General features: G+C 60.4%; 23 protein-coding genes and 1 pseudogene. 15 read left to right on the top strand and 9 right to left on the bottom strand.

Annotated elements, in window-relative coordinates; translation table 11 throughout:
* Positions 1 to 20 precede the first annotated feature (20 nt).
* Positions 21 to 1148 carry a nickel/cobalt transporter gene (locus C2L64_RS43460; RefSeq protein WP_007578564.1) on the bottom strand — a complete coding sequence of 376 codons (1128 nt, stop codon included), beginning with the start codon at positions 1146 to 1148 and terminating at the stop codon, positions 21 to 23.
* Positions 1142 to 1735: a DUF1007 family protein gene (locus tag C2L64_RS43455; protein ID WP_007578563.1), complete on the bottom strand. Its 594-nt coding sequence runs from the start codon at positions 1733 to 1735 to the stop codon at positions 1142 to 1144. The genes C2L64_RS43460 and C2L64_RS43455 overlap by 7 nt, the downstream gene beginning before the upstream one ends.
* 218 nt (positions 1736 to 1953) lie before the next feature.
* Between C2L64_RS43455 and C2L64_RS43450 the strand changes: the two genes are divergently transcribed.
* Positions 1954 to 2532 (top strand): NnrU family protein, encoded by a 579-nt coding sequence (locus C2L64_RS43450; RefSeq protein WP_007578562.1) that lies wholly within the window; start codon positions 1954 to 1956, stop codon positions 2530 to 2532.
* Positions 2533 to 2548: 16 nt separating this feature from the next.
* On the opposite strand, the gene C2L64_RS43445 is transcribed toward C2L64_RS43450, so the two are convergent.
* Entirely contained in the window at positions 2549 to 3400 is an 852-nt protein-coding gene (locus tag C2L64_RS43445) for a LysR substrate-binding domain-containing protein (RefSeq protein WP_007578561.1), read from the bottom strand.
* 107 nt (positions 3401 to 3507) lie between these two features.
* Here C2L64_RS43445 and C2L64_RS43440 point away from each other — a divergent pair, with 107 nt between their 5' ends.
* Positions 3508 to 4146, top strand: a complete 639-nt coding sequence (locus C2L64_RS43440) for a LysE family translocator (RefSeq protein ID WP_039899980.1) — start codon at positions 3508 to 3510, stop codon at positions 4144 to 4146.
* A gap of 13 nt (positions 4147 to 4159) precedes the next feature.
* Here C2L64_RS43440 and C2L64_RS43435 read toward each other — a convergent pair whose 3' ends face one another.
* A complete protein-coding gene (locus C2L64_RS43435; protein WP_007578559.1) occupies positions 4160 to 5098 on the bottom strand; it encodes an AraC family transcriptional regulator in 939 nt (312 codons plus the stop codon).
* A gap of 113 nt (positions 5099 to 5211) precedes the next feature.
* Between C2L64_RS43435 and C2L64_RS43430 the strand changes: the two genes are divergently transcribed.
* The 4 genes from C2L64_RS43430 (at position 5212) to C2L64_RS43415 (ending at position 8905) form a co-directional block, all read left to right on the top strand.
* Positions 5212 to 6288, top strand: a complete 1077-nt coding sequence (locus C2L64_RS43430; protein WP_007578558.1) for a zinc-binding dehydrogenase — start codon at positions 5212 to 5214, stop codon at positions 6286 to 6288.
* Positions 6289 to 6291: 3 nt separating this feature from the next.
* Positions 6292 to 6666, top strand: coding sequence for a VOC family protein (locus C2L64_RS43425; RefSeq protein ID WP_007578557.1), 375 nt, complete (start codon positions 6292 to 6294; stop codon positions 6664 to 6666).
* A gap of 131 nt (positions 6667 to 6797) precedes the next feature.
* Positions 6798 to 7937 carry a succinylglutamate desuccinylase/aspartoacylase family protein gene (locus C2L64_RS43420; RefSeq protein WP_007578556.1) on the top strand — a complete coding sequence of 380 codons (1140 nt, stop codon included), beginning with the start codon at positions 6798 to 6800 and terminating at the stop codon, positions 7935 to 7937.
* Between the two features lie 11 nt (positions 7938 to 7948).
* Positions 7949 to 8905 carry a threonine/serine dehydratase gene (locus tag C2L64_RS43415; RefSeq protein ID WP_007578555.1) on the top strand — a complete coding sequence of 319 codons (957 nt, stop codon included), beginning with the start codon at positions 7949 to 7951 and terminating at the stop codon, positions 8903 to 8905.
* A 36-nt stretch (positions 8906 to 8941) separates the two neighbouring features.
* Here C2L64_RS43415 and C2L64_RS43410 read toward each other — a convergent pair whose 3' ends face one another.
* The 3 genes from C2L64_RS43410 to C2L64_RS43400 form a co-directional block, all read right to left on the bottom strand.
* Positions 8942 to 9589 (bottom strand): EF-hand domain-containing protein, encoded by a 648-nt coding sequence (locus C2L64_RS43410; protein ID WP_238554553.1) that lies wholly within the window; start codon positions 9587 to 9589, stop codon positions 8942 to 8944.
* A 401-nt stretch (positions 9590 to 9990) separates the two neighbouring features.
* On the bottom strand, positions 9991 to 10647 hold the full coding sequence (locus C2L64_RS43405) for a TMEM175 family protein (RefSeq protein WP_007578551.1): 657 nt from the start codon (positions 10645 to 10647) through the stop codon (positions 9991 to 9993).
* A 298-nt stretch (positions 10648 to 10945) separates the two neighbouring features.
* Entirely contained in the window at positions 10946 to 11860 is a 915-nt protein-coding gene (locus C2L64_RS43400; protein ID WP_007578549.1) for a hypothetical protein, read from the bottom strand.
* Positions 11861 to 12365: 505 nt separating this feature from the next.
* Between C2L64_RS43400 and C2L64_RS43395 the strand changes: the two genes are divergently transcribed.
* Positions 12366 to 13223: an oxidoreductase gene (locus C2L64_RS43395; RefSeq protein ID WP_007578547.1), complete on the top strand. Its 858-nt coding sequence runs from the start codon at positions 12366 to 12368 to the stop codon at positions 13221 to 13223.
* 424 nt (positions 13224 to 13647) lie between these two features.
* Here C2L64_RS43395 and C2L64_RS43380 read toward each other — a convergent pair whose 3' ends face one another.
* Positions 13648 to 14559 (bottom strand): LysR family transcriptional regulator, encoded by a 912-nt coding sequence (locus tag C2L64_RS43380; RefSeq protein ID WP_007578545.1) that lies wholly within the window; start codon positions 14557 to 14559, stop codon positions 13648 to 13650.
* A 111-nt stretch (positions 14560 to 14670) separates the two neighbouring features.
* Between C2L64_RS43380 and C2L64_RS43375 the strand changes: the two genes are divergently transcribed.
* The 3 genes and pseudogenes from C2L64_RS43375 (at position 14671) to C2L64_RS43365 (ending at position 17102) form a co-directional block, all read left to right on the top strand.
* Complete coding sequence (locus tag C2L64_RS43375) at positions 14671 to 15402, top strand: SDR family oxidoreductase (protein WP_007578542.1); 732 nt, start codon at positions 14671 to 14673, stop codon at positions 15400 to 15402.
* A 142-nt stretch (positions 15403 to 15544) separates the two neighbouring features.
* Positions 15545 to 15814, top strand: a pseudogene (gene atpE / locus C2L64_RS43370) (F0F1 ATP synthase subunit C).
* 346 nt (positions 15815 to 16160) lie between these two features.
* A complete protein-coding gene (locus tag C2L64_RS43365; protein WP_007578536.1) occupies positions 16161 to 17102 on the top strand; it encodes an IS5 family transposase in 942 nt (313 codons plus the stop codon).
* A 213-nt stretch (positions 17103 to 17315) separates the two neighbouring features.
* Here the strand turns inward: C2L64_RS43365 and C2L64_RS43360 are convergent, their stop codons facing one another.
* Positions 17316 to 18212, bottom strand: a complete 897-nt coding sequence (locus C2L64_RS43360) for a LysR family transcriptional regulator (RefSeq protein WP_007578535.1) — start codon at positions 18210 to 18212, stop codon at positions 17316 to 17318.
* A 179-nt stretch (positions 18213 to 18391) separates the two neighbouring features.
* Between C2L64_RS43360 and sdhC the strand changes: the two genes are divergently transcribed.
* From sdhC to C2L64_RS43335, 5 genes are read left to right on the top strand one after another with little or no spacing between them, the layout of a single operon-like run.
* The gene (gene sdhC / locus C2L64_RS43355; protein ID WP_407671885.1) at positions 18392 to 18850 is read left to right on the top strand and encodes a succinate dehydrogenase, cytochrome b556 subunit; all 459 of its coding nucleotides are present in this window, start codon (positions 18392 to 18394) and stop codon (positions 18848 to 18850) included.
* Positions 18851 to 18854: 4 nt separating this feature from the next.
* Positions 18855 to 19223 carry a succinate dehydrogenase, hydrophobic membrane anchor protein gene (gene sdhD / locus C2L64_RS43350; protein ID WP_007578582.1) on the top strand — a complete coding sequence of 123 codons (369 nt, stop codon included), beginning with the start codon at positions 18855 to 18857 and terminating at the stop codon, positions 19221 to 19223.
* Between the two features lie 3 nt (positions 19224 to 19226).
* A complete protein-coding gene (sdhA, locus tag C2L64_RS43345; RefSeq protein ID WP_079500471.1) occupies positions 19227 to 21002 on the top strand; it encodes a succinate dehydrogenase flavoprotein subunit in 1776 nt (591 codons plus the stop codon).
* A 20-nt stretch (positions 21003 to 21022) separates the two neighbouring features.
* Positions 21023 to 21727 carry a succinate dehydrogenase iron-sulfur subunit gene (locus C2L64_RS43340; protein WP_007579629.1) on the top strand — a complete coding sequence of 235 codons (705 nt, stop codon included), beginning with the start codon at positions 21023 to 21025 and terminating at the stop codon, positions 21725 to 21727.
* Between the two features lies 1 nt (position 21728).
* Positions 21729 to 22001: an FAD assembly factor SdhE gene (locus C2L64_RS43335; protein WP_009770023.1), complete on the top strand. Its 273-nt coding sequence runs from the start codon at positions 21729 to 21731 to the stop codon at positions 21999 to 22001.
* The last annotated feature ends 125 nt before the right edge of the window (positions 22002 to 22126 follow it).

Here is a 22126-nt window from a genome sequence, read left to right as displayed (position 1 = left end):
AGCGAAGGCGAGCGCTTCTACTACGTTAATGCAGGTTGCAGGTAGCCGGTCAGAATCAGCGCAGTCTGCACGGCGCCAAACAGCACAATAACGAGTGCGCCCGTGACGGCAACAACACGTTTCGTTGCTTCGATCCGCGAGCGAAGGCGAAAACTGCGCGCCATGACGAAACGGTTCGCGCCCACGGCGCCCAGGCCGAACAGCGTAACGGTCACTGCCACGCCCGCGCCGATGGCAAACGTCGCGGCAATGCCTATCCACGGCGCGTGCGCGGCAACCGACGCGATCAGTACGAAGATCGACCCGACGCATGGCCGCACACCCGATGCAAACCCGGTCGCGAGGATCTGCGACGTCACTGAAATTTTCGATCTCCCGAAGCGCGTTGTGCTGCCGGATTGCCGCATGTGCAGTTGCAGTTTCGTGCCGAGGTAAGCGGGTTCGTGCTCCGACGTCTGCGACGATGCCGCATTGCGCTCAACGGGCACGAGCTTCAGCGCGCGGGGATCGACGCAGCAGTCGCGACGCGCGAGCGTGCTGTAGATCGTCCAGCCACCTGCGACACAAAGCAGAACATAGCTGACGATATCGAGCGACGCCGCGTTCGACAGCACGCTTGAGACGCCCGCCTTCGCGAACCATAGCGCGCCGAACACGAGCACGATCGCGCTCATCGCCTGTACGGCTGAGCTCCAGCTTGCCAGCGCGACGGCCTGCGCGATGCGCGTGTCGCGCGAGCCGAGCCAGGTGCCGGCGACAAGCTTGCCGTGGCCCGGCCCGAGCGCATGCAGCACGCCGTAGGCGAACGCGAGGCCGATCAACGCGAGCCATGTCCAGGGCGTCGATGCGCGATGCAACTGTTGTGCGGCGTCGGCGATGCGCGCGTTGAGTCTGCCCTGCCAGATGATCGATGTCGCCAGCGCCGTGCGCGCGAACTCGGGTAGCACGAACGTGTGGTGGGTCTCGCTGGCAGATGGCGCGCTCGACGGGCTCGCGCTTTCCGCCGGTGACGAAGCCGATTGAATGGGCTGGCCGAAGACATCGACGGCGGGTGACGCAGCGTGTGACGGCGCAGCGAGAATGAAACCCGCGACTGTCACGCATACCGCAATCAGGATATGCAGTAGCCTGCGTTCAAGAGTCAGCATGATATCGCCGTCGCTTGCGGCACGACGATGCCGTTGAAGATAGGATGCGCGCGATCCTGAAAGGGCTTCACCGTGCAACTGGACACGGCATGTCCCTCTATCGTCACGGCGTTTGCGCCGTCCGGTTCGTAATCGACGAAGAACGAATCGTCCCAGATTCCAAGTGAAACCTTGTGGGCACTCACGTCGACCGGCTTTTTCAGCGCCAACGTGAAGGTGTAAACGAGCTTGCCATGATCGACCGATACGCGAAAACCTGCGGGGTCCCCCAGACGCTGCGCCTCGCCATCGACGAAAAGATGACTGAAGTATTGAGCGCCCGCGAGCGATGAAAATGCCTGTTCGCGGAAGATCGCAGTCTGCTTCGCGTCGAGCGGCCCGTTGTCGGGCAAGGTATCGATGCCTACGAGTTGAACCGGAAAGCCTTCTGAAAAGCGCCACGTTTGCGCTATCGAGATCACGGACGTACCTTGCATTTGCACGCGCGCCGAAAACCGTATCCATACGTGCGGATGCGCGGCAGCTACCCCGGATGCGACGAATAGGGCGACGCCGATGAGCCGCCTGATGACAGAAAGATTCAACATCGCTTTTGATTGTTAATTCTACGATGACACGCCGGCATGTCTCGAAGAACTATTGAGCATGCCGTTGCTTTCTTTCAGGAGTAAGGCGGTAGCGCGAGAAAGCGCGTCATTGTCGCATGAGCGGTTATGAGGCGCTCGCCGCACCACGATATTGGCATAGCATGCCATCATGCGTGACAATCGTCGCCATCCGTCGATGTCTGTCATGAGGAGCCGTCATGTCGATACTGATCTTGGGGTTGCTGCTATTCCTGGGCGGGCATTCCGTCCGCATCTTCGCGGAAGATTGGCGCAAGGCGCGCATCGCGCGGATGGGCGAGAAGAACTGGAAAACGGCGTATTCAGTGGTGTCGCTGATCGGCTTCGTGCTGATAATCTGGGGCTACGGCATCGCGCGGCGCGAGCCGGTCGTGCTTTGGTCGCCGCCCGCATGGGCGCCCCATCTAGCGGGCCTGTTGACGCTTGCCGCCTTCATTCTGTTTCCCGCTGCCCACGCGCCGGGCAATCACTTCAAGGCCATCTTCAGGCATCCGATGACTCTGGCCGTCGTGCTATGGGCGTTGGCGCATCTGCTGGCGAACGGGACGTTGAACGCGCTGGTGCTGTTCGGCGCGTTTCTCGTTTGGGCGGTCCTCGATTTTGCTGCTGCGCTTCGGCGGGATCGCGTGGAAGGTGTGGTGTATCCGAAGGGGACCTTGTCGCGCGATGTGATGCCCGTCGTTGCCGGTGTCGTCATCTGGGTAGCGTTCGCGTTCTTTCTGCACGGCTGGCTGATTGGTGTGAAGCCTTTCGGTTAAAGCGCGACGGAAAGACTTACGATCTCAGATCGGCCAACATCTGCTCGGCGAGAAAATCGCACGGCGGTCGAGCCGAACGCGCGCTACGCACAAGAACGACTTCGACCGCTGCCAGCGGCGGCAAGTCTTCTGCCTCGCCGAGTTGCGCAAGATGCGCCGGGACGCTGCATCGCGCGAGCGGTGCGACTGCAAGACCTGCCTCGACCATGCAGATCAGCCCCAGAAGACTAGGGCTTTCATACGACATCCGATATTTGATGTTGGCCTGCTGCAGCGCGCCGATCGCATGCGCGCGCGCCGTGCTGCCGGGCGCAAACACGGCGATGGGCAGTGGGCGTTCTTTCCATATCTGCTGGTTGCCGCGCGCGGCCGCCCACACCATCGGCTCGGAACGGATCAGTTCTCCTGTGATGCCCCGCGTCTTCGTGATGCACGCGAGATCGAGCGTGTTGTCCTTGAGCAAGGGAACGAGCGCGCTGCTCGGCATGCCGATCACGCGAACCTGCACGCGCGGATGCGCGACCGCGAATTTTCGCAACACGGTCGGCAGCAGCGACGACGCGTAGTCGTCGGGTACGCCGATCGTGACGCGGCCGCGTATCTCCGGACGCACCACCGACGACCACGCTTCTTCGCGCATCGCCAGCATGCGCCGGCCGTAATCGATCAGCGTCCTGCCTTCCTCGGTCAACGCGACGTTGCGCGTCGTGCGCACGAATAGCGGCTTGCCGAGCGCTTCTTCGATGGTCTTGATCTGCATGCTGACAGCGGAAGGCGTGCGATGCAGGGACGTCGCGGCACGCGCGAACGAGCCGGTGTCGGCTACGGCGACGACCATTTCCAGAACGTCGAGATCGAGCTTTTTCATCAGTCAGAAAAATTGAATAATTCATTCAGTTTAAATCGTTTTACTTAGCTGTCGTGCGCTCCGATACTGAAATTGCGATGGGCATTACGGACGTGACGAGGTAGCGCATGAGAACGATGGTCGAATTCATTACGGTGGGCGGCATGCTGGCCGTGACGCCCGGTCCTAACATGGTCTACGTGATGATGCGTTCGGTCGCGCAGGGGACGAAGGCGGGGCTGATCTCGCTGGCGGGTGTGATGCTCGGTTATCTGACGTATATGTTCGGCGCGGCGTTCGGGATCACCACGCTGTTTCTTGCGATACCCGGCGCAGGCCGCGTTCTGGCCGTATTTGGCGCGCTCTACCTGCTTTATCTGGCCTGGCAGATGCTTCGTCCGGGCGGCCGTTCGCCGTTGCAGATCGAGGCGGCGTCGATCGAAAGGCCGCGCCGGCTGTTCGCGATGGGCGCCACGACGAGCCTGCTGAACCCGAAGCTGGCGCTGATCTTCCTGTCGTTACTGCCGCAATTCATCGACTATCGCGCGGGCGGCGTGTTCAGGCAGTCGCTGACGCTGGGCTTTTCGCTGATCTTCGCGTTCGCTTCCGTCAATACGGCCGTGGCGACTTTCTCGGGCAATCTCGCCACGTTCCTTTCGACGCGGCCCAACTGGCTTGGCGTTCAACGTTGCGTGATGGGCGCGATGCTTTTCGCGCTCGGCGCGAAGATGGCGCTGGATGCGTGGCACTGGAATCTGTCCGCGTGATGTCTCGCCGCCGCTAGCGGACCTCCGCCTCCTGCCGATGCCGGATGCGATAGCGACCAGGACTGACGCCTGTCGTGCGTTTAAACGCGATGCTGAACGCAGTATCGGACAGATAGCCGATCTTCTCGGCGATCTGCAATAACGGTTCTTCCGACTGTTTCAGCGCACTCATTGCAATCGTCATGCGCCACTGATGCAGATAGTCGAGCGGCGCGCTCCCGACGAGCTGCCGGAACCGCGATGCGAACGCCGTTCTCGACATACCCACATTTGCAGCGAGCGACTCGACGGTCCAGCGCTGTTGCGGCGAGCCGTGCATCAGCGTGAGCGCCGCGCCGACCTTGTTGTCGGATAGCGCCTTGAGCCATCCGTCCGGCACGTCGCCGCGCTCGATGAAGGCGCGCAACGCCTGCACCAGCACGAGCGTGGCGAGACTCGTCCTCGCGACGTCCGACCCCGGCTTCGCAAAGGCTGTTTCGGCGCCGAGCAGCGCGAGCACATGCGACAGCGCGTGGGCCGACACATCGGCCGCTTTCAGATGCACGATGGGCGGCAAGTGCTGCAGCAAGAGTCCCGTCACGTCGTTGTCGAACACGAACCGGCCGCTCGCAAGCTCGACCGGGCCGGTGGCGCCTTTGCCGCGAAAGCGCACGACGCCATCCGCGCCGCGAATCGACTGGTAGGTGGCGGGGCCGTCCAGCGGCGGGCAATCGGGAACGCTCGCGGAGCAAAACGGCTGGCCGTTGGTCAGCAGATAGAAATCGCCTTGCTCGATGACGTGCAGCCTGTCCAGCCCCGTCATCCGCAGATAGAGCCGCCCGCGCAACACCGTGCCAAACTTCAGATGCTGGTACGCCGGGAAACTGAACGCCCATGCGCCGCATCCTTCGAAGCGGTCTGACACGCCGCTTCGCACTCTGAGCATCGACAGCACTTCGGACAATGCGTCCATAAATGTACGCTCGATAAGAAAAACCGGTCAGTTGATTATATGTAGAACGGCTTTCCCGCGCGATGATGGTCGGGTTGCGCCGCGTGGCGCGCGTTGAAACGAGGAGCGATCCGATGAAAGCCTGGCAGCTCGACAGATTGGGCGGGACCTTGAGCATGATCGATGCGCCCGTGCCTGCACCGAGGCCCGGCGGCGTCGTGGTGCGGATGCAGGCGTCCGCGATGATGTCGTACATGCGCGACTACGTGGCGGGCAAGCTGCCCGTCTATCACGCGCCCGACCATCCGTTCATTCCGGGCGGCAATGGCGTGGGCATCGTGCACGCGGTCGGCGGCGATGTGTGGCATCTGAAGCCGGGACAGCGCGTGGTCGTTTCGTCGCATTTCGTTGCCAACGAGAATGTCGCCGATCCCGCGCAAATACTCGTCGGCATCACGGCCACCCAGCCCGACAGTTACGCGATGCAGGCGGACTGGCCCAACGGCACGCTCGCCAACTATGCGCTGCTGCCCGCAGCGACATTGACGCCCGCCGATGCCGTTGCGGACCTGCCCGCGGCGCAGCTTGCGGTGGCGATGCGCTATGTCGTGCCGTTCGGCGGCCTGTTGCGCGGCCGGCTTGCAGCGGGCGAGACGATCGTGGTGTCGGGCGCAACGGGCGCCTATGGGTCGGCGGCTGCGTTGCTGGCGTTGGCACTGGGCGCGGCACGCGTCGTTGCCGTGGGCCGCAATGCCCGCGCGCTGGACGAACTCGTTGCGGCGGGCGGTGGCCGCGTTGTGCCCGTCGTCGCAACAGGCGATGCGGCAGCCGACACCGATTCGATCCGTTCCGCCTGCGCAGGCCGCGCCGATATCGCGTTCGATATGGTCGGAAACGCTAGCGATCCGAACCTGACGCTGTCGGCGTTGCGCAGCTTGCGGCGCGGCGGAAGACTGGTGCTGATGGGCAGCATGCGCGTCGATCTGCCGTTGCCCTATACCGAGGTGATGCTGAATGACTGGGAGATACTCGGCCAGTTCATGTATCCGCGCGACGCGTGGCGACGGCTGCTGATACTGGCGAGCGCGGGCATGCTCGACCTGCGCGCGATTCGTTCCGTCGAATTCGCCATGGACGATGTCCCTTCAGCAATCGAGCGTGCCGCTAGCGCGTCGGGTCTCGAATGCATCATCGTCGATCACCAGAGGTGAGCGATGCCAGTTCTGAAGACGATGCATCGGCTTTACGTTGCGCGCGAACAGCTCGAATCCAGCGTCGCATTTTACGAGGCGATCCAGGACGTGCGCTGTGAACGTCGGCTGAGCTTCGAGTCGATGGGAATTGAGGTCGCCGTGGTCGGCTCCTTCATTCTGCTTGCGGGAAGCGATGAAGCGTTGGCGCCCGTGCGGCACATTCAGGCAGCGCTAATCGTGGATGCGCTCGATGCGTATGCGCAGCGTCTGCGCGAGTTGGGCGCGACGTTTGTCGGCGAGACGCACGAAAATGCCGTGGGCAGACACGTGGCGGTGCGGCATCCGGATGGGTTGATCGTGGAATACTTCGAGCCGGCGAGAAGCGCGGACGCGTGAAGCCTTGCGATGTCGCTTGGAAAATAAATCGTAGGTAGTCTATTATGGACGTAATTGTCCATATGAGACTTCTGAGTCTCCGACGATGAACGTGGACGTTTTCGACCAACCTTGAAAGGGGCGAGATCGACGTGACGGTACGCAAAGAGACGACAGAACTGCCTCAGGTCGCGCCCGGCGTGGCGCATCAGTTGATCCGGTACACATTCGACGGGTCAGGCGAGACACCACGCAGCGCCTATATTCAGGCGGGCCTGCATGCCGATGAGCATCCTGGCCTGCTCGTCGTCCATCATCTGCTGCGCATGCTGACGGCGCTCGATAAAGACGGGCGCATCAAAGGGCGCGTGGTCGTGTTGCCGTTTGCGAATCCGATCGGAATGAGTCAGCGGATTTTCGGCATGCCGACGGGGCGTTTCAATCTCGAGAACGGCGAAAACTTCAACCGTCACTTCCCGTCGATTGCGGGCGCAGTCGAACAGGCGCTGGGCGAGACGCGCTACGAGCGCAACGACGTCGCGCAATTCAAGTCGCTGTTCTCCAGGCTGCTGGCCGCGCACGAGCCGCGCGATCCTGTCCGGGCAATGAAGTCGCATCTGCTGCGCGAAGCGTTGCGGCACGACCTCCTGCTGGATCTGCATTGCGATACGAGCGGCATCCTGCATCTGTACAGCACTCGCGCTCAACAACCACGCGCACTGCGCCTCGCCAAAGCGCTGCGGATCGAGGCTGTGTTTCTCGAAGATCGCGCGGGCGGCGGACCGTTCGATGAGGCGTTCATGGAGCCCTGGAACGTGCTGTCGTCGGCGGGTCTCGTCGATCTGGAGCACAGTGGCTTTGGCGCGTCCATCGAGTTGCGGGGCCAAGCCGATGTCAGCGACGAGCTTGCAATCGCGGATGCGCGGGGCATCCTGCGGTTTCTCGCCGCGGAGTCGATCATCGACTACGACGAACTCGATACGGAAGTTGAAGTCGAGCCGCGCATCTATCCTCTCGAAGGCGTCTCGCATGTGAGCGCGCCGTCCACGGGCATTGTTGTGTATCGGAAGCAACCGGGCGATGCCGTTGCGCGCGGCGATGTGATCGCGGAGATCGTGCGTATAGATGCACCGCCGGATACGCCGCGCGACGTCGTGCTCAGCGACGTCGACGGCATCTTCGTCGTTGCACAGCATTTCAAGCTCGTGAAAGCGGGGCAGCGTATTGCGCTGCTCGCCGGCATGATGCCGCTGCCGGGCCGCACGGCCGGCAATCTGTTGAACGATTTCTAAAGGCCCTGACGATGGATGATCTCTACGAACGTATTCTCGACGCGCATCGGGCGCTCAGACCGCAAGTGCGCGTGACGCCGCTCGAGCACAGCGCGCTGCTGTCGGAGCAGACGGGTTGCGACGTCTATCTGAAGTGCGAGCATCTGCAGCACACGGGGTCGTTCAAGTTTCGCGGTGCGTCGAACAAGCTGCGGCTGCTCGATGCCGACGTTCGACGTCGCGGTGTCGCGACCGTATCGACAGGCAATCACGGTCAGGGCGTCGCGCTCGCGGGCAAACTCGCGGGCGTGCCCGTGACAGTCTATGCATCGGTGTCCGCTTCGCCCGTCAAACTGAACGCGATACGCGCGCTTGGCGCATCGGTCGTGACCATCGACGCATCCACGCTGGAAGTGGAGCTCGAAGCGGCGCGGCGCGCAAAAGAGGCAGGCTTGCCGTTCGTCTCGCCGTACAACGACATCGACGTGATTGCCGGGCAGGGCACCATCGGCGTCGAACTGGGCGAGCAACTGCCCGGTCTTGCCGCGGTGTTCGCATCGGTGGGCGGCGGCGGCCTGATTTCTGGCATCGGCTCGGCGACCAAGGCGGCGAGTGCGAGCACGGAGGTGGTGGGATGCTGGCCCGCGAATGCGACGACGCTCTATCGCTGCATTCAGGCAGGCAAGGTGATCGACGTCGAGGAGACAGACACGATTTCAGACGGCACGGCAGGCGGTGTGGAGCCGGATACGATTACCTTGCCGATCGCGCAGCGGGTGATTGACCGTTGCGTGCTGGTCAGTGAAGACGAAATCAAGGCGGCGATGAAACGGCTTGCGCAAACGGACCGCTGGATGGTCGAAGGCGCGGCAGGCGTCGCGCTGGCGAGTTTCCTGCAAGTCGCGCCTTCGTATCGTGGCCGTGCGGTTGCCGTGGTGCTGTGCGGCCGCAACATCATGCTCGACAAGTTCGTGGCAGCCGTTCAGTGAAGTGCTGTGTTGTACTCTTCACCGGGGAAGCCTGTATCACGAAGCGACCTTCTCCGCAGGGACCTTCTCCGCAGCGATCATCGTGGATTCCAATTGCGTGAACTCGGCGCTGCTCACGGTTCCATCGCCATTGCTGTCCATCAGTTTCAGCAGCGATTGCGCAGTTGAATCGCCGGGAGCACTCGTCGTTTCGCGCACGGCGCTCAACCACTCCGCGTTCGATACCGAGCCGTCGTGATCTTCATCAAGCGCGGCGAAGAGATTGTCCGCATCGCTTTTGTTGTCACCGAATTGGGCGAGCACTGTCTCGAAGTCCGACTGCGAAATAAATCCATTCGCGATTCCGTCCCTTCCTTCTATCGTGGATTGGGCAAACGGCAGGCGGCTTTTGAGTGCCGCGTTGAGTTGCTGAATATAGTCGGCGTCCGACTCGCCGGGCGAGCGCGACGTGTTCAGTCCCACCAGACTGACTGTTGCAACAGTCACGCCGTTGGCCCTTAGCTCAGCGAGCGCCTGCGCGTCCGGGCTGAACGTCACCTGTGTGGACGATCCTGTTCCGGACGTTTGGGGGGAAGGAGATGACGCCGATGACGATGCAGATGTCCCGTCATTTGAAAACGCCGACGGCGTTTTGGATGGTGGCTGAGTGATCGCTCTCTGGCTGCTTATACCGGAAACTGACATGTATGACTCCATGATGATCCGGATGCCCTGCATCCGGGATTGAAGACGTTTCACCGCAGCGGTTTGCCATCGCCGCGTCCCAATCTTCAGGTTTTGGGCGAGCCTGCATATCGATCCCATGACAATGGCTACTTCGTAGCCTGTCAACCTAGCTTGGAGTCCGGAATATTTCAGAAATGGTGGTCGGCCATTCTTCAGAATAGAGGCAGGAAACTCCCTCAATCTTCGCCAGAAACTCGGCTATGTCCGTCGAAGGCTTGTGCGGTCAGGTCGTTTCTTCTCTGGATTTAAACGAAGCTTTTATTAACGCTTGGGCAACTATCAGTATCCGCAATCGAGTTTTAAAAGAAGGGGTGCTGACTACCTGCAACGAGAATCCCACATTGCGGTTCAATGAAACATCAGCGGCGGGCCTGACGGGTCTGAGTGCGTGCCTCCTGTCCCCGTTCCCTGGAAGGGCTTTCGCTCGCGACGTCCCGATTCGAGAGTGGATCGGGTCGGGTGTAAAGGATTAGAAACGCTCCCAGCAATCCCATCCGCACAAGAGCCGGAAGAAACGAGGCGAGTGCCGCAAAGGCAAACAATGCCAGCATGATCCAGGCCCTGATCCATTGCATCCGGCGTCGGCCGAGAGTCGATGCATCGCTGGACGGACGCTGCCGAAAGCTTTCATACATCAGAACCATGTATGTCATCTCGACAAGCAGGAAGACTGTTGCATATGCCGTCAATGGCACACTTGCAACCCTGCTCGATGCCAGCCACGCCGTCGTGAAGGGGATAAAGGAGATCCAGAAAAGATTGGCGAAGTTGGACCATGCCAGCAAACCTGTGAGAGCGGTCGCATGTTTGAACACGTGATGATGGTTCAACCACACGACGGCAATGAACGCATAGCTCACCACGTAGCTGATCAGGTCCGGCCAGAGCTCGAGCAAGGCGCGTCCATCGTTCCGTGTGGGGATTTTCAGCGCCAGCACCATGATTGTGATGATGACAGCAAAGATGCCGTCGGAGAGTGCGCTGAAACGGCCGAGGTTGTCATCCGAATCGTTCATGGGGCGCCCTTCCAGCCGATAGAGCTTTGCCGCTGTGACGAAGGCCGGGCATTTTGCCTGGCGTCCGTTCGGGAGTTTTCGATTATGCGCCTAGGCGCATTTGGCGCGCAGACAAGGGGATACATCCATCACAGCACTGCCCGTATCAGCGACGGCTCGACTTCAAGGGCCACTTTGGCGCGCAATCGAAGAGAGTGCGGACGCGATGAACGCCCGCAAAAGAAAAGGCCCTCGTCTCCACGAGGGCCTTGGGAATCAGGCTGCGGGGCCGACTCAACGACGAGCGACCGGCTTGAGACTAACGGCCTCTGTGCAAAGCCGACTTGGCCGCTCTGCGGACGGCACTCGCCGTCGAATACGCCATTGCCTTGGCCCGATCACGCACCGCGCTCTGTCCAGGCGGATTGGGATTGATTCCAAGCCTCCTGAGGTAATAGTTGGCGCGATAGATATCCGCTCGAATAGAGTCAATAAACTGGAAATTTACGCTCAAAGTCACCGAGATATTGTCGTCGTTCTTCAACCAGTGGGGGCAGTTGACAGGAACGTGAACGCCATTTCCCGGCGCCAATCTGTACAAGCGCGATCGGTCCTGCAGTTCGGGTCTATAGTTTGGCGCGTTGTTGTCGATCGTCCAGAACTGCTCGATTTCCTCCTCCGGAAGAATCTGCCGATCTTCCCGATCAAAGACGTACAAATCCTTTTCGCCGTGGATTTGAAGAATGAAATTGCATTCACGATCGATGTGATATGCCGTCACCCGCTTCGGCGACGTTATGAAAATGATGATCTCCTCATTTCTGATCTTGGATTCGATGCCGCCGCCAATCATATCCTTGACCTCTGCGATCGCATGCCGGTATAGCTCGGTGTAGGCCGGATCTCTTTGCGCGTCTCTCAGGATGAACCAGGCGTTTGAATCTTCCAGTTGCCCTAATGCATCCAGCGGTGAGAATGCATGATTCGTATCTTTCCATTTTTGACCAGGCGCGACGTCACCCATGTCATAGTAGAGATCAGATGGGCGCGTTTTCATGGTCCGCTCCGTCAACTCCATCAATTGAGGGAGTTGAAAGCGCGGATGAGATGCAAGGTGGTGGGCCACCTCGAAGCTCTTCCGCTCGAAACGTTCTCGAAACACTGAGGGATCTGCGTCGATCCACTTGTCCGGCAATGTCGCTTCAGGGACCGGGAAATCCGTGGACATGTCCATGCGATCGCTCCTTGTAATCTAATCGTCGGGAAAACGAAATACGTTAGCGTCAAAGCCGAACGTCACCCAATGGCGTGGAATCTAAACCCCGACTTTCAGGGGTTCGGTGCGTTAGCGCACCTTCTGGTTAGTGCCGTCCATCGCATCGGACGCCTTGGAGCGGATCAGCTTCATCTGCGAGGCATCTCGCGGCATCCACGATTGGTTTGCAGCACTTCGCCCACCTTGGTGAACAGGGCGTCGCCACGATTGTGCATCTGCAGCAAGCGACGGGACTCCATCGAGTACGGCTTACCGTAACGTGTAGCGCGACTGAAGTTCGTGAATTGGGCCACCTGTCCAAAGACGGCGATGCCGTGTAAGTAAATCGTAATGTCAGGTTGGACTTTTGCATGAATGAAAAAGACATTCCATACATTCCACTCTAATTAAAAATCTCCTTCAGGAAGACACTCCTCTCCACGCAATTCGTTTTCACTTTCACTACGAATGTAGGAGCAGGAACATGAGCAACGTCACGAAGCAACAGTTCAAACGCGTCTGGTTCATCACAGGCGCTTCGCGCGGTCTGGGCGCGCTGATGGCCAAAGCAGCCATCGCCGATGGCAACGCCGTGGTCGCCACCGGTCGCAACGCCGCCGCGATTGCTGAGCGGCTCGGAGAGTCACCGGCCGTGCTGTCCGTCGCGCTCGATGTGACCGACGAGGCACAAGCCAAGGCGGCCGTCAAAGCCGCTGTCGAGAAGTTCGGCCGCATCGATGTACTGATCAACAACGCCGGCTTTGGGCTGCTTGCCGCCGTCGAAGAATCGAGCGATGCAGACGTACGCCGGATCTACGACACCAACGTCTTTGGTCTGCTGAACGTGACGCGCGCTGTGCTGCCGGCGATGCGCAAACAGCGCTCGGGTCACGTGATCAACATCTCGTCGATTGTCGGTTATCAAGCGGCGGCAGGCGTTGGCGTGTACAGCTCGACAAAGTTCGCCGTCGAAGGCATCACGGAAGCACTGCACGCTGAGTTGAAGCCGCTTGGCATTCACGCGACGCTCATCGAGCCCGGCTTCTTCCGCACGGACTTCCTGGATACATCGTCGTTGCTCGTCGGCAAAGACATCATCGACGACTACGAAGAGACGTCGGGCACACTGCGCCGCCTCGCAGTCGACATCAATCACAACCAGCCTGGCGATCCGCAGAAGCTGGCAACAGCGGTCGTCACGCTTGTCGATGCGCAAACGCCGCCGTTGCGTCTGCCACTCGGTACTGACACGTTAAAGGCGATCGCAGAAAAGAATGCCCATGTGACGACGGAAACGCAGACGTGGGAGGCGCTGTCGCAATCCACAGATTTTCCGGTTTGAAGACGATAACCTGCTGAACGGCCCGAGTCCTCGCGCGCTTGCCGCATCGGCTCGGGCGAAATACTGTTTTGGTCTACTAACGCGTTCGTGCGACGTCTGAATGAAAAGAATCGGCTTTCTCTCGTTCGACCACTGGACCATTCGAGGCATTCGCTGACACGGTCGGCATCGGATGTCTTGCTGCAATCGATCGACATGGCGGTCGCTGCCGAGGAACTCGGCGCGGACGGCCGATACATTACTTCTGACCGTGCCGAATCAACTGGGCGTGGAGTACTGCGCCCACGTTATCGAATCCATTTTGACCCACGTTGCCCCCGCGCCTGGCTGGCGGTAGGACACAATAGCTATCGCCCCAAGAGACACGAAAACGCGCGCCCGAGCGCGATCTGGCAACCACCGCCCCGTCGTGTCGCAGAACGCTTCATCGCAGTGGAAGCCAAAGCGGGCCTTTCCACGCTTTGAGTTCATCGAGAAACGCTTTTAACTTCGACGGCATGAAGCGGCGCGTCGGATAGACGGCATGCACGAATATTTCCGGTGACGACCATTCCGGCAAGATACGAACAAGTTCTCCGCTAGCGATATGTGCATCGCAATAGCTGGACGGAAGCAATGCGATGCCGTGCCCGCGGAGCGCAAAAGCGCTGACGATGTGAAAATCGCGCGCGGCTACGGGACCCGTCACGTGAACCTTGACCGACTTCCGGCCACTGACCAGATGCCATTCCGTCTCGTTGTTTCGAGCATTGATCAGCACGCAAGGAAGTTGACTGATGTCTTCGGGCCGCGAGGGGAGATCGTGATTGCGGACGTATTCGGGCGAAGCGACAAGATGCCGGACACTTCTTCCCACGCGTTGTGCAACAAGACTCGAGTCCTGCAGATCGCCGAAGCGGATCGCGACGTCGACGTTTTCGGCGATCAGGTCCAGGAAAAGGTTGGTGAAGTGAAGATCCACCTGGATGCCCGGATATTTCTTTAGAAACGACGAGACGAACGCGTAAAACGACTCCTGTTCCAGCATCACGGGACCGGAGATGCGCAGCAGACCTTCGGGCTTCTTTTGCGTCTGCGTGATCACGCGTTCCGCGTCATACAGATGGCTCAGCGGCTCACTGCACTGATCGAAATAGGCCCGTCCCTGTGCGGTCAGGCTGAGCTTGCGGGTCGTGCGCTGGATCAGCGTCACGCCAAGGCGTTCCTCGAGCGCTGTCACCTTGCGACTGACGGTGGAGACGGGCATGCCCAAGGCCCGTGCAGCGCGGCTAAAGCTCTCGAATTGCGCCACCCGCACAAACACGGCGATGTCATTCAAGTCGGCCAGTTCGGACATACGAGACCTTTGCACGGATGGAAAAGAGATTACATATATTCCAGTCTAATCAAAAATGTCCCCGAGGACGACACTTCTCTCCATGCACTTCAACCTCCTCGGAGAGATACCATGTCTAGCAAAGTCGTCGTCATTACCGGTGCTTCCAGCGGCATCGGAGAAGCCACCGCAAAGCTCCTTGCCTCGAACGGCGCCACCGTCGCGCTGGCCGCTCGCCGCATCGACAACCTCAACCGCATTGCCGCTGAAATCGAGGCAAAGGGCGGCAAGGCATCGGTTCACCAGGTCGACGTCACGGATCAGGCACAGGTCAATCGCCTGATCGGCGACGTCGTCTCGCAACACGGCCGCCTCGATGTGATGGTCAACAACGCCGGCCTGATGGCCATCGCGCCCCTGTCGCTGCGCAAGACCGACGAATGGGACCGCATGATCGACATCAATATCAAAGGCCTTCTTTACGGCGTCGCAGCGGCGTTGCCGGTCTTTGAAAGGCAGCAGTCCGGTCACTTCGTCAACATCGCGTCGGTCGTGGGTCTGAAAGTCTTCAGCCCCGGCGGCACGGTGTATTCGGGCACGAAGTTCGCGGTTCGGGCCATTTCTGAAGGTCTGCGTCACGAGGTTGGAGGCAACATCCGCACCACGGTGATCTCACCGGGCGCGATCGACACCGAACTCAAGTTCGGTTCGGGCCATGAAGACAGCCGCGACTTCGTCGTCGATTTCTACAAGATGGCCATTCCGGCCGATGCCATTGCGCAGGCCATCGCTTATGCGATCGAGCAGCCCCGTTCGGTCGACGTCAACGAGATCGTGATCCGTCCCACCGTGCAGGATTTTTAACGATCACGGCGGGCAGGAAAGCGCTTCAACCCGTGACTGCAGAAACGACCCCGAAGCGTACGCAAGCGCGCCTTCGGGGTGTGTGGACGCGGCGTCGCTTTTTGAATCCCAGTTCCAGAACAACTTTTCTCAAGGAGTGGTCATGCAAGCTTTGATCGCCAACATCCAAGGTCTGACCGCCATCGGTATCGGCATCATCATCGGCCTCGGTGCTATCGGCGCCTGTATCGGTATTGGACTGATGGGCGGCAAGTACATTGAGGCCGCCGCTCGGCAGCCGTAACTGATGAATCCGCTGCAAACCAAAATGTTTCTGCTCGCCGGTCTGATCGACGCGTCGTTCCTGATTGGCGTCGGTGTGGCCATGCTGTTTGCGTTCGCGAACCCGCTGCTGTCGAAGCTCGCGGGCTGAGGTTCAGCGGTTCTATTTCGAGTCGAATGACGTTCAGGGATGAAAGCCGTGTCACTCGACTGCTTTTGGGTTTCGTGCCTTCCGTACAATTGAAGCGTTCGGTGCGTCGACAACTGTTCCATAGGACCGGCTTCGGCCCAGCTCGGCCTGCACCTCGCGATAGCGCTGCTCGCTCTCGCGGACTTTTTCTTCCGCCGCCTTGCGTTCCGTAAGATCGAAAAGGCACCGCAGACGAGTCGATGCCGTGGATGCGTTCATGACAATGTAGGGGAATCTCTGCAAAAGGTCCTGGCATTGCCGTGAGGGTTGACTATCCTGGAAGCAGGATAGTCAAGGGAGTGGCGTGATGACACAGCTTGGTCTTGGTCTGGATCTGTCAACGAAGCGTACCCGCAAGCGCGAGTTTCTCGACGAGATGACTCGCGTGGTGCCGTGGCAGAAACTGATCGCTCTCATCGAGCCACACTATCCCAAAGGCAAGACCGGGCGCCCGCCGTTTCCCATACAGACGATGCTGCGCATTCACTTCCTGCAGCAGTGGTTCAGTCTCTCGGACCCGGCGATGGAGGAGGCGCTACACGACATCCCGCTGTATCGGGAGTTCGCGCTGCTGGACACGGGCATAACGCGGCTGCCAGACGAGAGCACGATCCTGCGGTTCCGCCACCTGCTTGAGGCCAATGAACTGTCGACCAGGATACTGGCGACGGTCAACGAGATCCTGCAGGCGAAAGGCCTGATGCTCAAGGTGGGCTCAGCGGTCGATGCGACGCTGATTTCGGCACCCAATTCGACGAAGAAGCCCGGCACGCGAGACCCGGAGATGCGTCAGACGCAAAAAGGCGGTAGCTGGTACTTCGGCATGAAGGCACACATCGGAGTCGATGTGGAGTCGGGACTGGTGCACACCGTGAAGTGCACGCCGGCGAACGTTCATGACATCACGGTGGCGCATGAACTGTTGCATGGCAAAGAGCAGGTTGCGTTTGCCGATGCCGGCTATGTGGGCATCGAGAAGCGAGGCGAAACGGGTACGGTCCAGTGGTACGTCGCGATGAGACCGAGCAAGCGAAACAAGCTGGACAAGAGAAAGCGGCTGGACAGGATCTACAACAAGATCGAGCGACTCAAGGCGGGCGTGAGAGCGAAGGTGGAGCACCCGTTTCGCGTACTGAAATGCCAGTTTGGATATCTGAAGGCGAGATATCGGGGACTGGCAAAGAACACGGCGCACATCGAAACGCAGTTCGCCCTGGCCAATCTGTGGATGGCGCGCAAGATGCTGTGAAGTGGCGCAACAACGGAAGAAAATGCGCCGCATGAGCACAGCGCCGGCCAGCAAAGATGCGACTGGTAGTGATTCAGCAACGTGCGGATGACGACGCGCTCTTCACTCCAGGTGTTCGTTTAGAAGTCCAACGAAAAAAACGGGTTATTCAGACCTTCCTAGGCTTTGGTTGTCCAGCAGTGTCGCCAGTCACACCTACTCTGGCGCGCTACGCTAGGACATGTCCGCCGCAAACACCGAAGCCTGCTGGAGAAAATTCGCCGTCTTTGCTGGCGTCGATTCGATCCGCGATGCCAGCACCAGCCGGATCGAAATAGGTTTGCCGAGTGCGTCGATGTACACGACGCCTTCAACCCGTATCTGACAAACAGAAGCCGGCACCAGCGACACCCCAAACTCCGCCGCCACGAGATTCACCACTGACGACAACTGCGGCGCTTGCTGCCCGGCAATCGGCTCGAAGCCCGCCTCCCTGCACGCACCGACAATCACATCATGCAACGTCGGGCTAGCCTCTCGCGGCAGCATCACGAACGGGTCTTCGGCCAGATCCGACAGAGCGATCTTGCGCTTCTTCGCAAGACGATGCGTGGCGGGCAGCACGATCTTCATCGGTTCGATTGCGATGTGATGGAACTGCACGCCAGCGGGCGACTGACTGCCGAGACGCACGAACGCGACGTCCACACGGCGTTCGTCGAGATAAGCGAGCAGTTGCGCCGTATTGCCTTCCGCCAGCGTGAGCGTGACGTTCGGATAAGCCTGCCGGTACGCGCGGATCAGCTTCGAGACGACAGGATTGAAAGCCGCAGACCCCGTAAAGCCGATGTTCAGTTGCCCGATCTCGCCGCGCCCGGCGCTCTGCGCCTTTTCGACGGCGATGCGCGTGTCGTGCAGGATGCGCTTGGCGTCGGCGGCGAAGGCTTCGCCCGCTTCCGTCAGCACGACGCCATGCCCCGTGCGGCGAAACAGGCGCACGCCCATTTCGTCTTCGAGTGCATGGATTTGCTGGCTCAGCGGCGGCTGACCGATGCCCAGCCGTTCAGCGGCGCGGGTGACGTTGCGCTCTTCGGCAACGGCGAGGAAGTAACGGATATGGCGCAGTTCCATGCGATATATGGAAAAGCTATTTCAGAAAGACGCGATAGATATTGGACAGTATAACAGTCCCGCGACAAAATATCGCTATCGCGCGGTCCGCCGCCCCTGTACGTCTCCCCGGATAACGTCCCCAACAATCGTCAAGAGGAGAAAGGCAGGACGCATCGCGCCTGGGGTGGCGTGCGGCTATGCCGACGTTGTTTCGTTTTGAGAACCGAAAGGGGTCTACTGTGGCAGACACATTGAAAAAACCGAGGCCGGAATACCGGAACATCGGTATCGGGCAGATATTGACGGCATACCGTCTTCCTCTCGCGGGGCGGGTGTCGATCCTTCACCGCCTGAGCGGCGGCCTGCTGTTCGTTTTCCTTCCGTTCCTGCTTTACCTCTTTGACCAGAGCCTGACCTCCGAACTGAGCTTCGAGGTGTTCAAGGGCTTCCTGTCCAACATCATCGTCAAGCTGATCACGCTGGTGCTGGCCTGGGCGTTCCTGTTCCACTTCTGCGCGGGCGTGCGCCATCTGATGATGGACATGAACCACGACGCGGTGTCGAAAGAGCGCGGCAAGAGCACGTCGGTCGTCGTGCTGGTGGTGTCGTCGATCCTGACGATCGCCTTCGCGCTCAAACTGTTCGGAGCATTCTAAAAACATGTCCGCTAATAACCGAGTTGGCTCCAAGCGCCTGGTGGTCGGCGCGCACTATGGTCTACGCGACTGGCTCGCGCAGCGCATCACGGCCGTCATCATGGCCGTGTACACCGTCATCCTGCTCGCCTGGTTCTTCGGCGCGCACGCATTCTCTTACGACGGCTGGGCAGGCATCTTCGCCACGCAGTGGATGAAGCTCGCCACCTTCGTCGCGCTGCTGTCGCTGTTCTATCACGCGTGGGTCGGCATCCGGGACATCTGGATGGACTACATCAAGCCCGTTGGCACGCGGCTTCTGCTGCAGGCGTTGACGATCGTCTGGCTGCTCGCGTGTGCGGGCTACGCTGCGCAGATTCTCTGGAGAGTGTAAAGAATGGCTGCAATCAAGAATTCCCTGCCGCGTCGCCGCTTCGACGTGGTCATCGTTGGCGCGGGCGGCTCGGGGATGCGCGCGTCGCTGCAACTCGCGCGTGCGGGCCTGTCCGTCTGCGTGCTGTCGAAGGTGTTCCCGACGCGCTCGCATACCGTTGCTGCCCAGGGCGGCATCGGCGCCTCGCTCGGCAACATGAGCGAAGACAACTGGCACTACCACTTCTACGACACGATCAAGGGCTCCGACTGGCTCGGCGACCAGGACGCGATCGAGTTCATGTGCCGCGAAGCACCGAACGCCGTCTACGAACTCGAACACTTCGGCATGCCGTTCGACCGTAACGCGGATGGCACGATCTACCAGCGTCCGTTCGGCGGCCACACGGCCAACTACGGCGAGAAGCCCGTTCAGCGCGCGTGCGCGGCGGCTGACCGTACCGGCCACGCACTCCTGCACACGCTGTACCAGCAGAACGTCGCGGCGAAGACGACGTTCTTCGTCGAATGGATGGCGCTGGACCTGATCCGCGACGCTGAAGGCGACGTGCTCGGCGTGACCGCGCTCGAAATGGAAACGGGCGACGTCTATATCCTCGAAGGCAAGACCACGCTGTTCGCCACGGGCGGCGCGGGCCGGATCTTCGCGGCATCGACCAATGCGTTCATCAATACGGGCGACGGCCTGGGCATGGCCGCACGCGCGGGCATCCCGCTCGAAGACATGGAATTCTGGCAATTCCACCCGACGGGCGTCGCAGGCGCAGGCGTGCTGATCACGGAAGGCGTGCGCGGCGAAGGCGGCATCCTGCGTAACTCGGACGGCGAGCGCTTCATGGAGCGCTACGCGCCGACGCTGAAGGATCTGGCGCCGCGCGACTTCGTTTCGCGCTCGATGGACCAGGAAATCAAGGAAGGCCGTGGCGTCGGTCCGAACAAGGACCACGTGCTGCTCGACCTGTCGCACATCGGCGCCGAGACGATCATGAAGCGTCTGCCGTCGATCCGCGAAATCGCGCTGAAGTTCGCGAACGTCGACTGCATCAAGGAGCCGATCCCGGTTGTGCCGACCATCCACTACCAGATGGGCGGCATTCCGACGAACATTCACGGTCAGGTCGTCGGCACCGCGAAGGGCCACGAAGACCCGATCAATGGTTTCTACGCGGTGGGCGAATGCTCGTGCGTGTCGGTGCACGGCGCGAACCGCCTGGGCACGAACTCGCTGCTGGATCTCGTGGTGTTCGGCCGCGCGGCCGGCAACCACATCGTCAAGCATGTGAAGGAAATCAAGGATCACAAGCCGCTGCCGGCCGATGCCGCTGATTTCGCGCTGTCGCGTCTGGCGAAGCTGGACAACTCCAGCTCGGGCGAATACGCGCAGAACGTGGCGAACGATATCCGCTCGACGATGCAGGCGCACGCAGGCGTGTTCCGTACGTCGGCGCTGCTGGCGGAAGGCGTCGAGCGCATTCGCGAAGTGGCCGCACGTGTCGAGAATATACACCTGAAGGACAAGTCGAAGGTGTTCAACACGGCGCGCGTCGAAGCGCTCGAAGTGGAAAACCTGATCGAAGTGGCGCGCGCGACGATGGTGTCGGCGGAAGCCCGCAAGGAAAGCCGCGGCGCGCATGCGCAGAACGACTTCGAACATCGCGACGACGAGAACTGGCTGCGCCATACGCTGTGGTACAGCGAAGGCGACCGCCTCGACTACAAGCCGGTGCACATGAACCCGCTGACGGTCGAATCGGTGCCGCCCAAAGCGCGTACCTTCTAAAGCACAAAGGACCCCACACCATGGCCAAGCGTACATTCGAAATTTACCGCTACGACCCGGACAGGGACGCCGCGCCGCGCATGCAGACGTACGAGATCGAGATCGACTCGCACGAACGCATGCTGCTCGACGCGCTGGTGAAGCTGAAGGCACTGGACGAAACGCTGTCGTTCCGCCGCTCCTGCCGCGAGGGCGTGTGCGGCTCGGACGCGATGAACATCAACGGCAAGAACGGTCTTGCCTGCCTGACGAACCTGAACGACCTGCCGCAGAAGATCGTGCTGCGACCGCTCCCCGGGCTGCCCGTGGTGCGCGACCTGATCTGCGACTTCACGCAGTTCTTCAACCAGTATCACTCGATCAAGCCGTATCTGATCAACGACACGCCGCCGCCGGAGAAGGAGCGCCTGCAGTCGCCGGAAGAGCGTGACGAACTCGACGGGCTGTACGAGTGCATTCTGTGCGCGAGCTGCTCGACGTCGTGCCCGAGCTTCTGGTGGAATCCGGACAAGTTCGTCGGCCCGGCGGGCCTGCTGCAAGCCTACCGTTTCATCGCGGACAGCCGCGACGAGGCGACGGGCGAGCGGCTGGACAACCTGGAAGATCCGTACCGTCTGTTCCGTTGCCATACGATCATGAACTGCGTCGACGTGTGCCCGAAGGGGCTCAATCCGACGAAGGCGATCGGCAAGATCAAGGAATTGATGGTGCGCCGGGCGGTCTGAGATGGACGAAACATCGCATCAGTCCGACCCGCTGCGTCGTGCGCGCCTGAAGTGGCGCGCCCGGCGTGGGCTGCTGGAAAACGATCTGATCTTCGAGCGTTTTTTTAGCCGATATGAGCATGATCTCAGTGATGCAGACGTAGGCGCGCTCACGCGCCTGCTCGAACTAAGCGATAACGACCTGATGGACTTGCTGCTCGCCCGCAAGGAACCGGAGGGCGACCTCGCCGACGCAGATGTCGCGCGGGTGCTGGAGATGCTGCGTACTGTGTGAACCACAGTCGCGCAGTAGCTCTGGCAAAAGTAGCGCCTCTCTTCACGCATTGCTCGCTCGGGCGAGGTCAACCGCCTCAGCCCGACGCGAGATATCTCTGCGGCCTTTCACCAACATCGCAATTA

Origin of the sequence: Paraburkholderia hospita (assembly GCF_002902965.1) — a bacterium.
GTDB classification, from domain to species: Bacteria; Pseudomonadota; Gammaproteobacteria; order Burkholderiales; family Burkholderiaceae; genus Paraburkholderia; species Paraburkholderia hospita.
This window is presented reverse-complemented; position numbering and strand designations above follow the sequence as displayed.

What these genes read in the sequence shown, in the direction of transcription:
- C2L64_RS43460 (WP_007578564.1), bottom strand. Translation starts at nt 1,148, where the DNA reads ATGCTGACTCTTGAACGCAGGCTACTGCATATCCTGATTGCGGTATGC.
- C2L64_RS43455 (WP_007578563.1), bottom strand. Translation starts at nt 1,735, where the DNA reads ATGTTGAATCTTTCTGTCATCAGGCGGCTCATCGGCGTCGCCCTATTC.
- C2L64_RS43450 (WP_007578562.1), top strand. Translation starts at nt 1,954, where the DNA reads ATGTCGATACTGATCTTGGGGTTGCTGCTATTCCTGGGCGGGCATTCC.
- C2L64_RS43445 (WP_007578561.1), bottom strand. Translation starts at nt 3,400, where the DNA reads ATGAAAAAGCTCGATCTCGACGTTCTGGAAATGGTCGTCGCCGTAGCC.
- C2L64_RS43440 (WP_039899980.1), top strand. Translation starts at nt 3,508, where the DNA reads ATGAGAACGATGGTCGAATTCATTACGGTGGGCGGCATGCTGGCCGTG.
- C2L64_RS43435 (WP_007578559.1), bottom strand. Translation starts at nt 5,098, where the DNA reads ATGGACGCATTGTCCGAAGTGCTGTCGATGCTCAGAGTGCGAAGCGGC.
- C2L64_RS43430 (WP_007578558.1), top strand. Translation starts at nt 5,212, where the DNA reads ATGAAAGCCTGGCAGCTCGACAGATTGGGCGGGACCTTGAGCATGATC.
- C2L64_RS43425 (WP_007578557.1), top strand. Translation starts at nt 6,292, where the DNA reads ATGCCAGTTCTGAAGACGATGCATCGGCTTTACGTTGCGCGCGAACAG.
- C2L64_RS43415 (WP_007578555.1), top strand. Translation starts at nt 7,949, where the DNA reads ATGGATGATCTCTACGAACGTATTCTCGACGCGCATCGGGCGCTCAGA.
- C2L64_RS43410 (WP_238554553.1), bottom strand. Translation starts at nt 9,589, where the DNA reads ATGTCAGTTTCCGGTATAAGCAGCCAGAGAGCGATCACTCAGCCACCA.
- C2L64_RS43405 (WP_007578551.1), bottom strand. Translation starts at nt 10,647, where the DNA reads ATGAACGATTCGGATGACAACCTCGGCCGTTTCAGCGCACTCTCCGAC.
- C2L64_RS43400 (WP_007578549.1), bottom strand. Translation starts at nt 11,860, where the DNA reads ATGGACATGTCCACGGATTTCCCGGTCCCTGAAGCGACATTGCCGGAC.
- C2L64_RS43395 (WP_007578547.1), top strand. Translation starts at nt 12,366, where the DNA reads ATGAGCAACGTCACGAAGCAACAGTTCAAACGCGTCTGGTTCATCACA.
- C2L64_RS43380 (WP_007578545.1), bottom strand. Translation starts at nt 14,559, where the DNA reads ATGTCCGAACTGGCCGACTTGAATGACATCGCCGTGTTTGTGCGGGTG.
- C2L64_RS43375 (WP_007578542.1), top strand. Translation starts at nt 14,671, where the DNA reads ATGTCTAGCAAAGTCGTCGTCATTACCGGTGCTTCCAGCGGCATCGGA.
- C2L64_RS43365 (WP_007578536.1), top strand. Translation starts at nt 16,161, where the DNA reads ATGACACAGCTTGGTCTTGGTCTGGATCTGTCAACGAAGCGTACCCGC.
- C2L64_RS43360 (WP_007578535.1), bottom strand. Translation starts at nt 18,212, where the DNA reads ATGGAACTGCGCCATATCCGTTACTTCCTCGCCGTTGCCGAAGAGCGC.
- sdhC (WP_407671885.1), top strand. Translation starts at nt 18,392, where the DNA reads ATGCCGACGTTGTTTCGTTTTGAGAACCGAAAGGGGTCTACTGTGGCA.
- sdhD (WP_007578582.1), top strand. Translation starts at nt 18,855, where the DNA reads ATGTCCGCTAATAACCGAGTTGGCTCCAAGCGCCTGGTGGTCGGCGCG.
- sdhA (WP_079500471.1), top strand. Translation starts at nt 19,227, where the DNA reads ATGGCTGCAATCAAGAATTCCCTGCCGCGTCGCCGCTTCGACGTGGTC.
- C2L64_RS43340 (WP_007579629.1), top strand. Translation starts at nt 21,023, where the DNA reads ATGGCCAAGCGTACATTCGAAATTTACCGCTACGACCCGGACAGGGAC.
- C2L64_RS43335 (WP_009770023.1), top strand. Translation starts at nt 21,729, where the DNA reads ATGGACGAAACATCGCATCAGTCCGACCCGCTGCGTCGTGCGCGCCTG.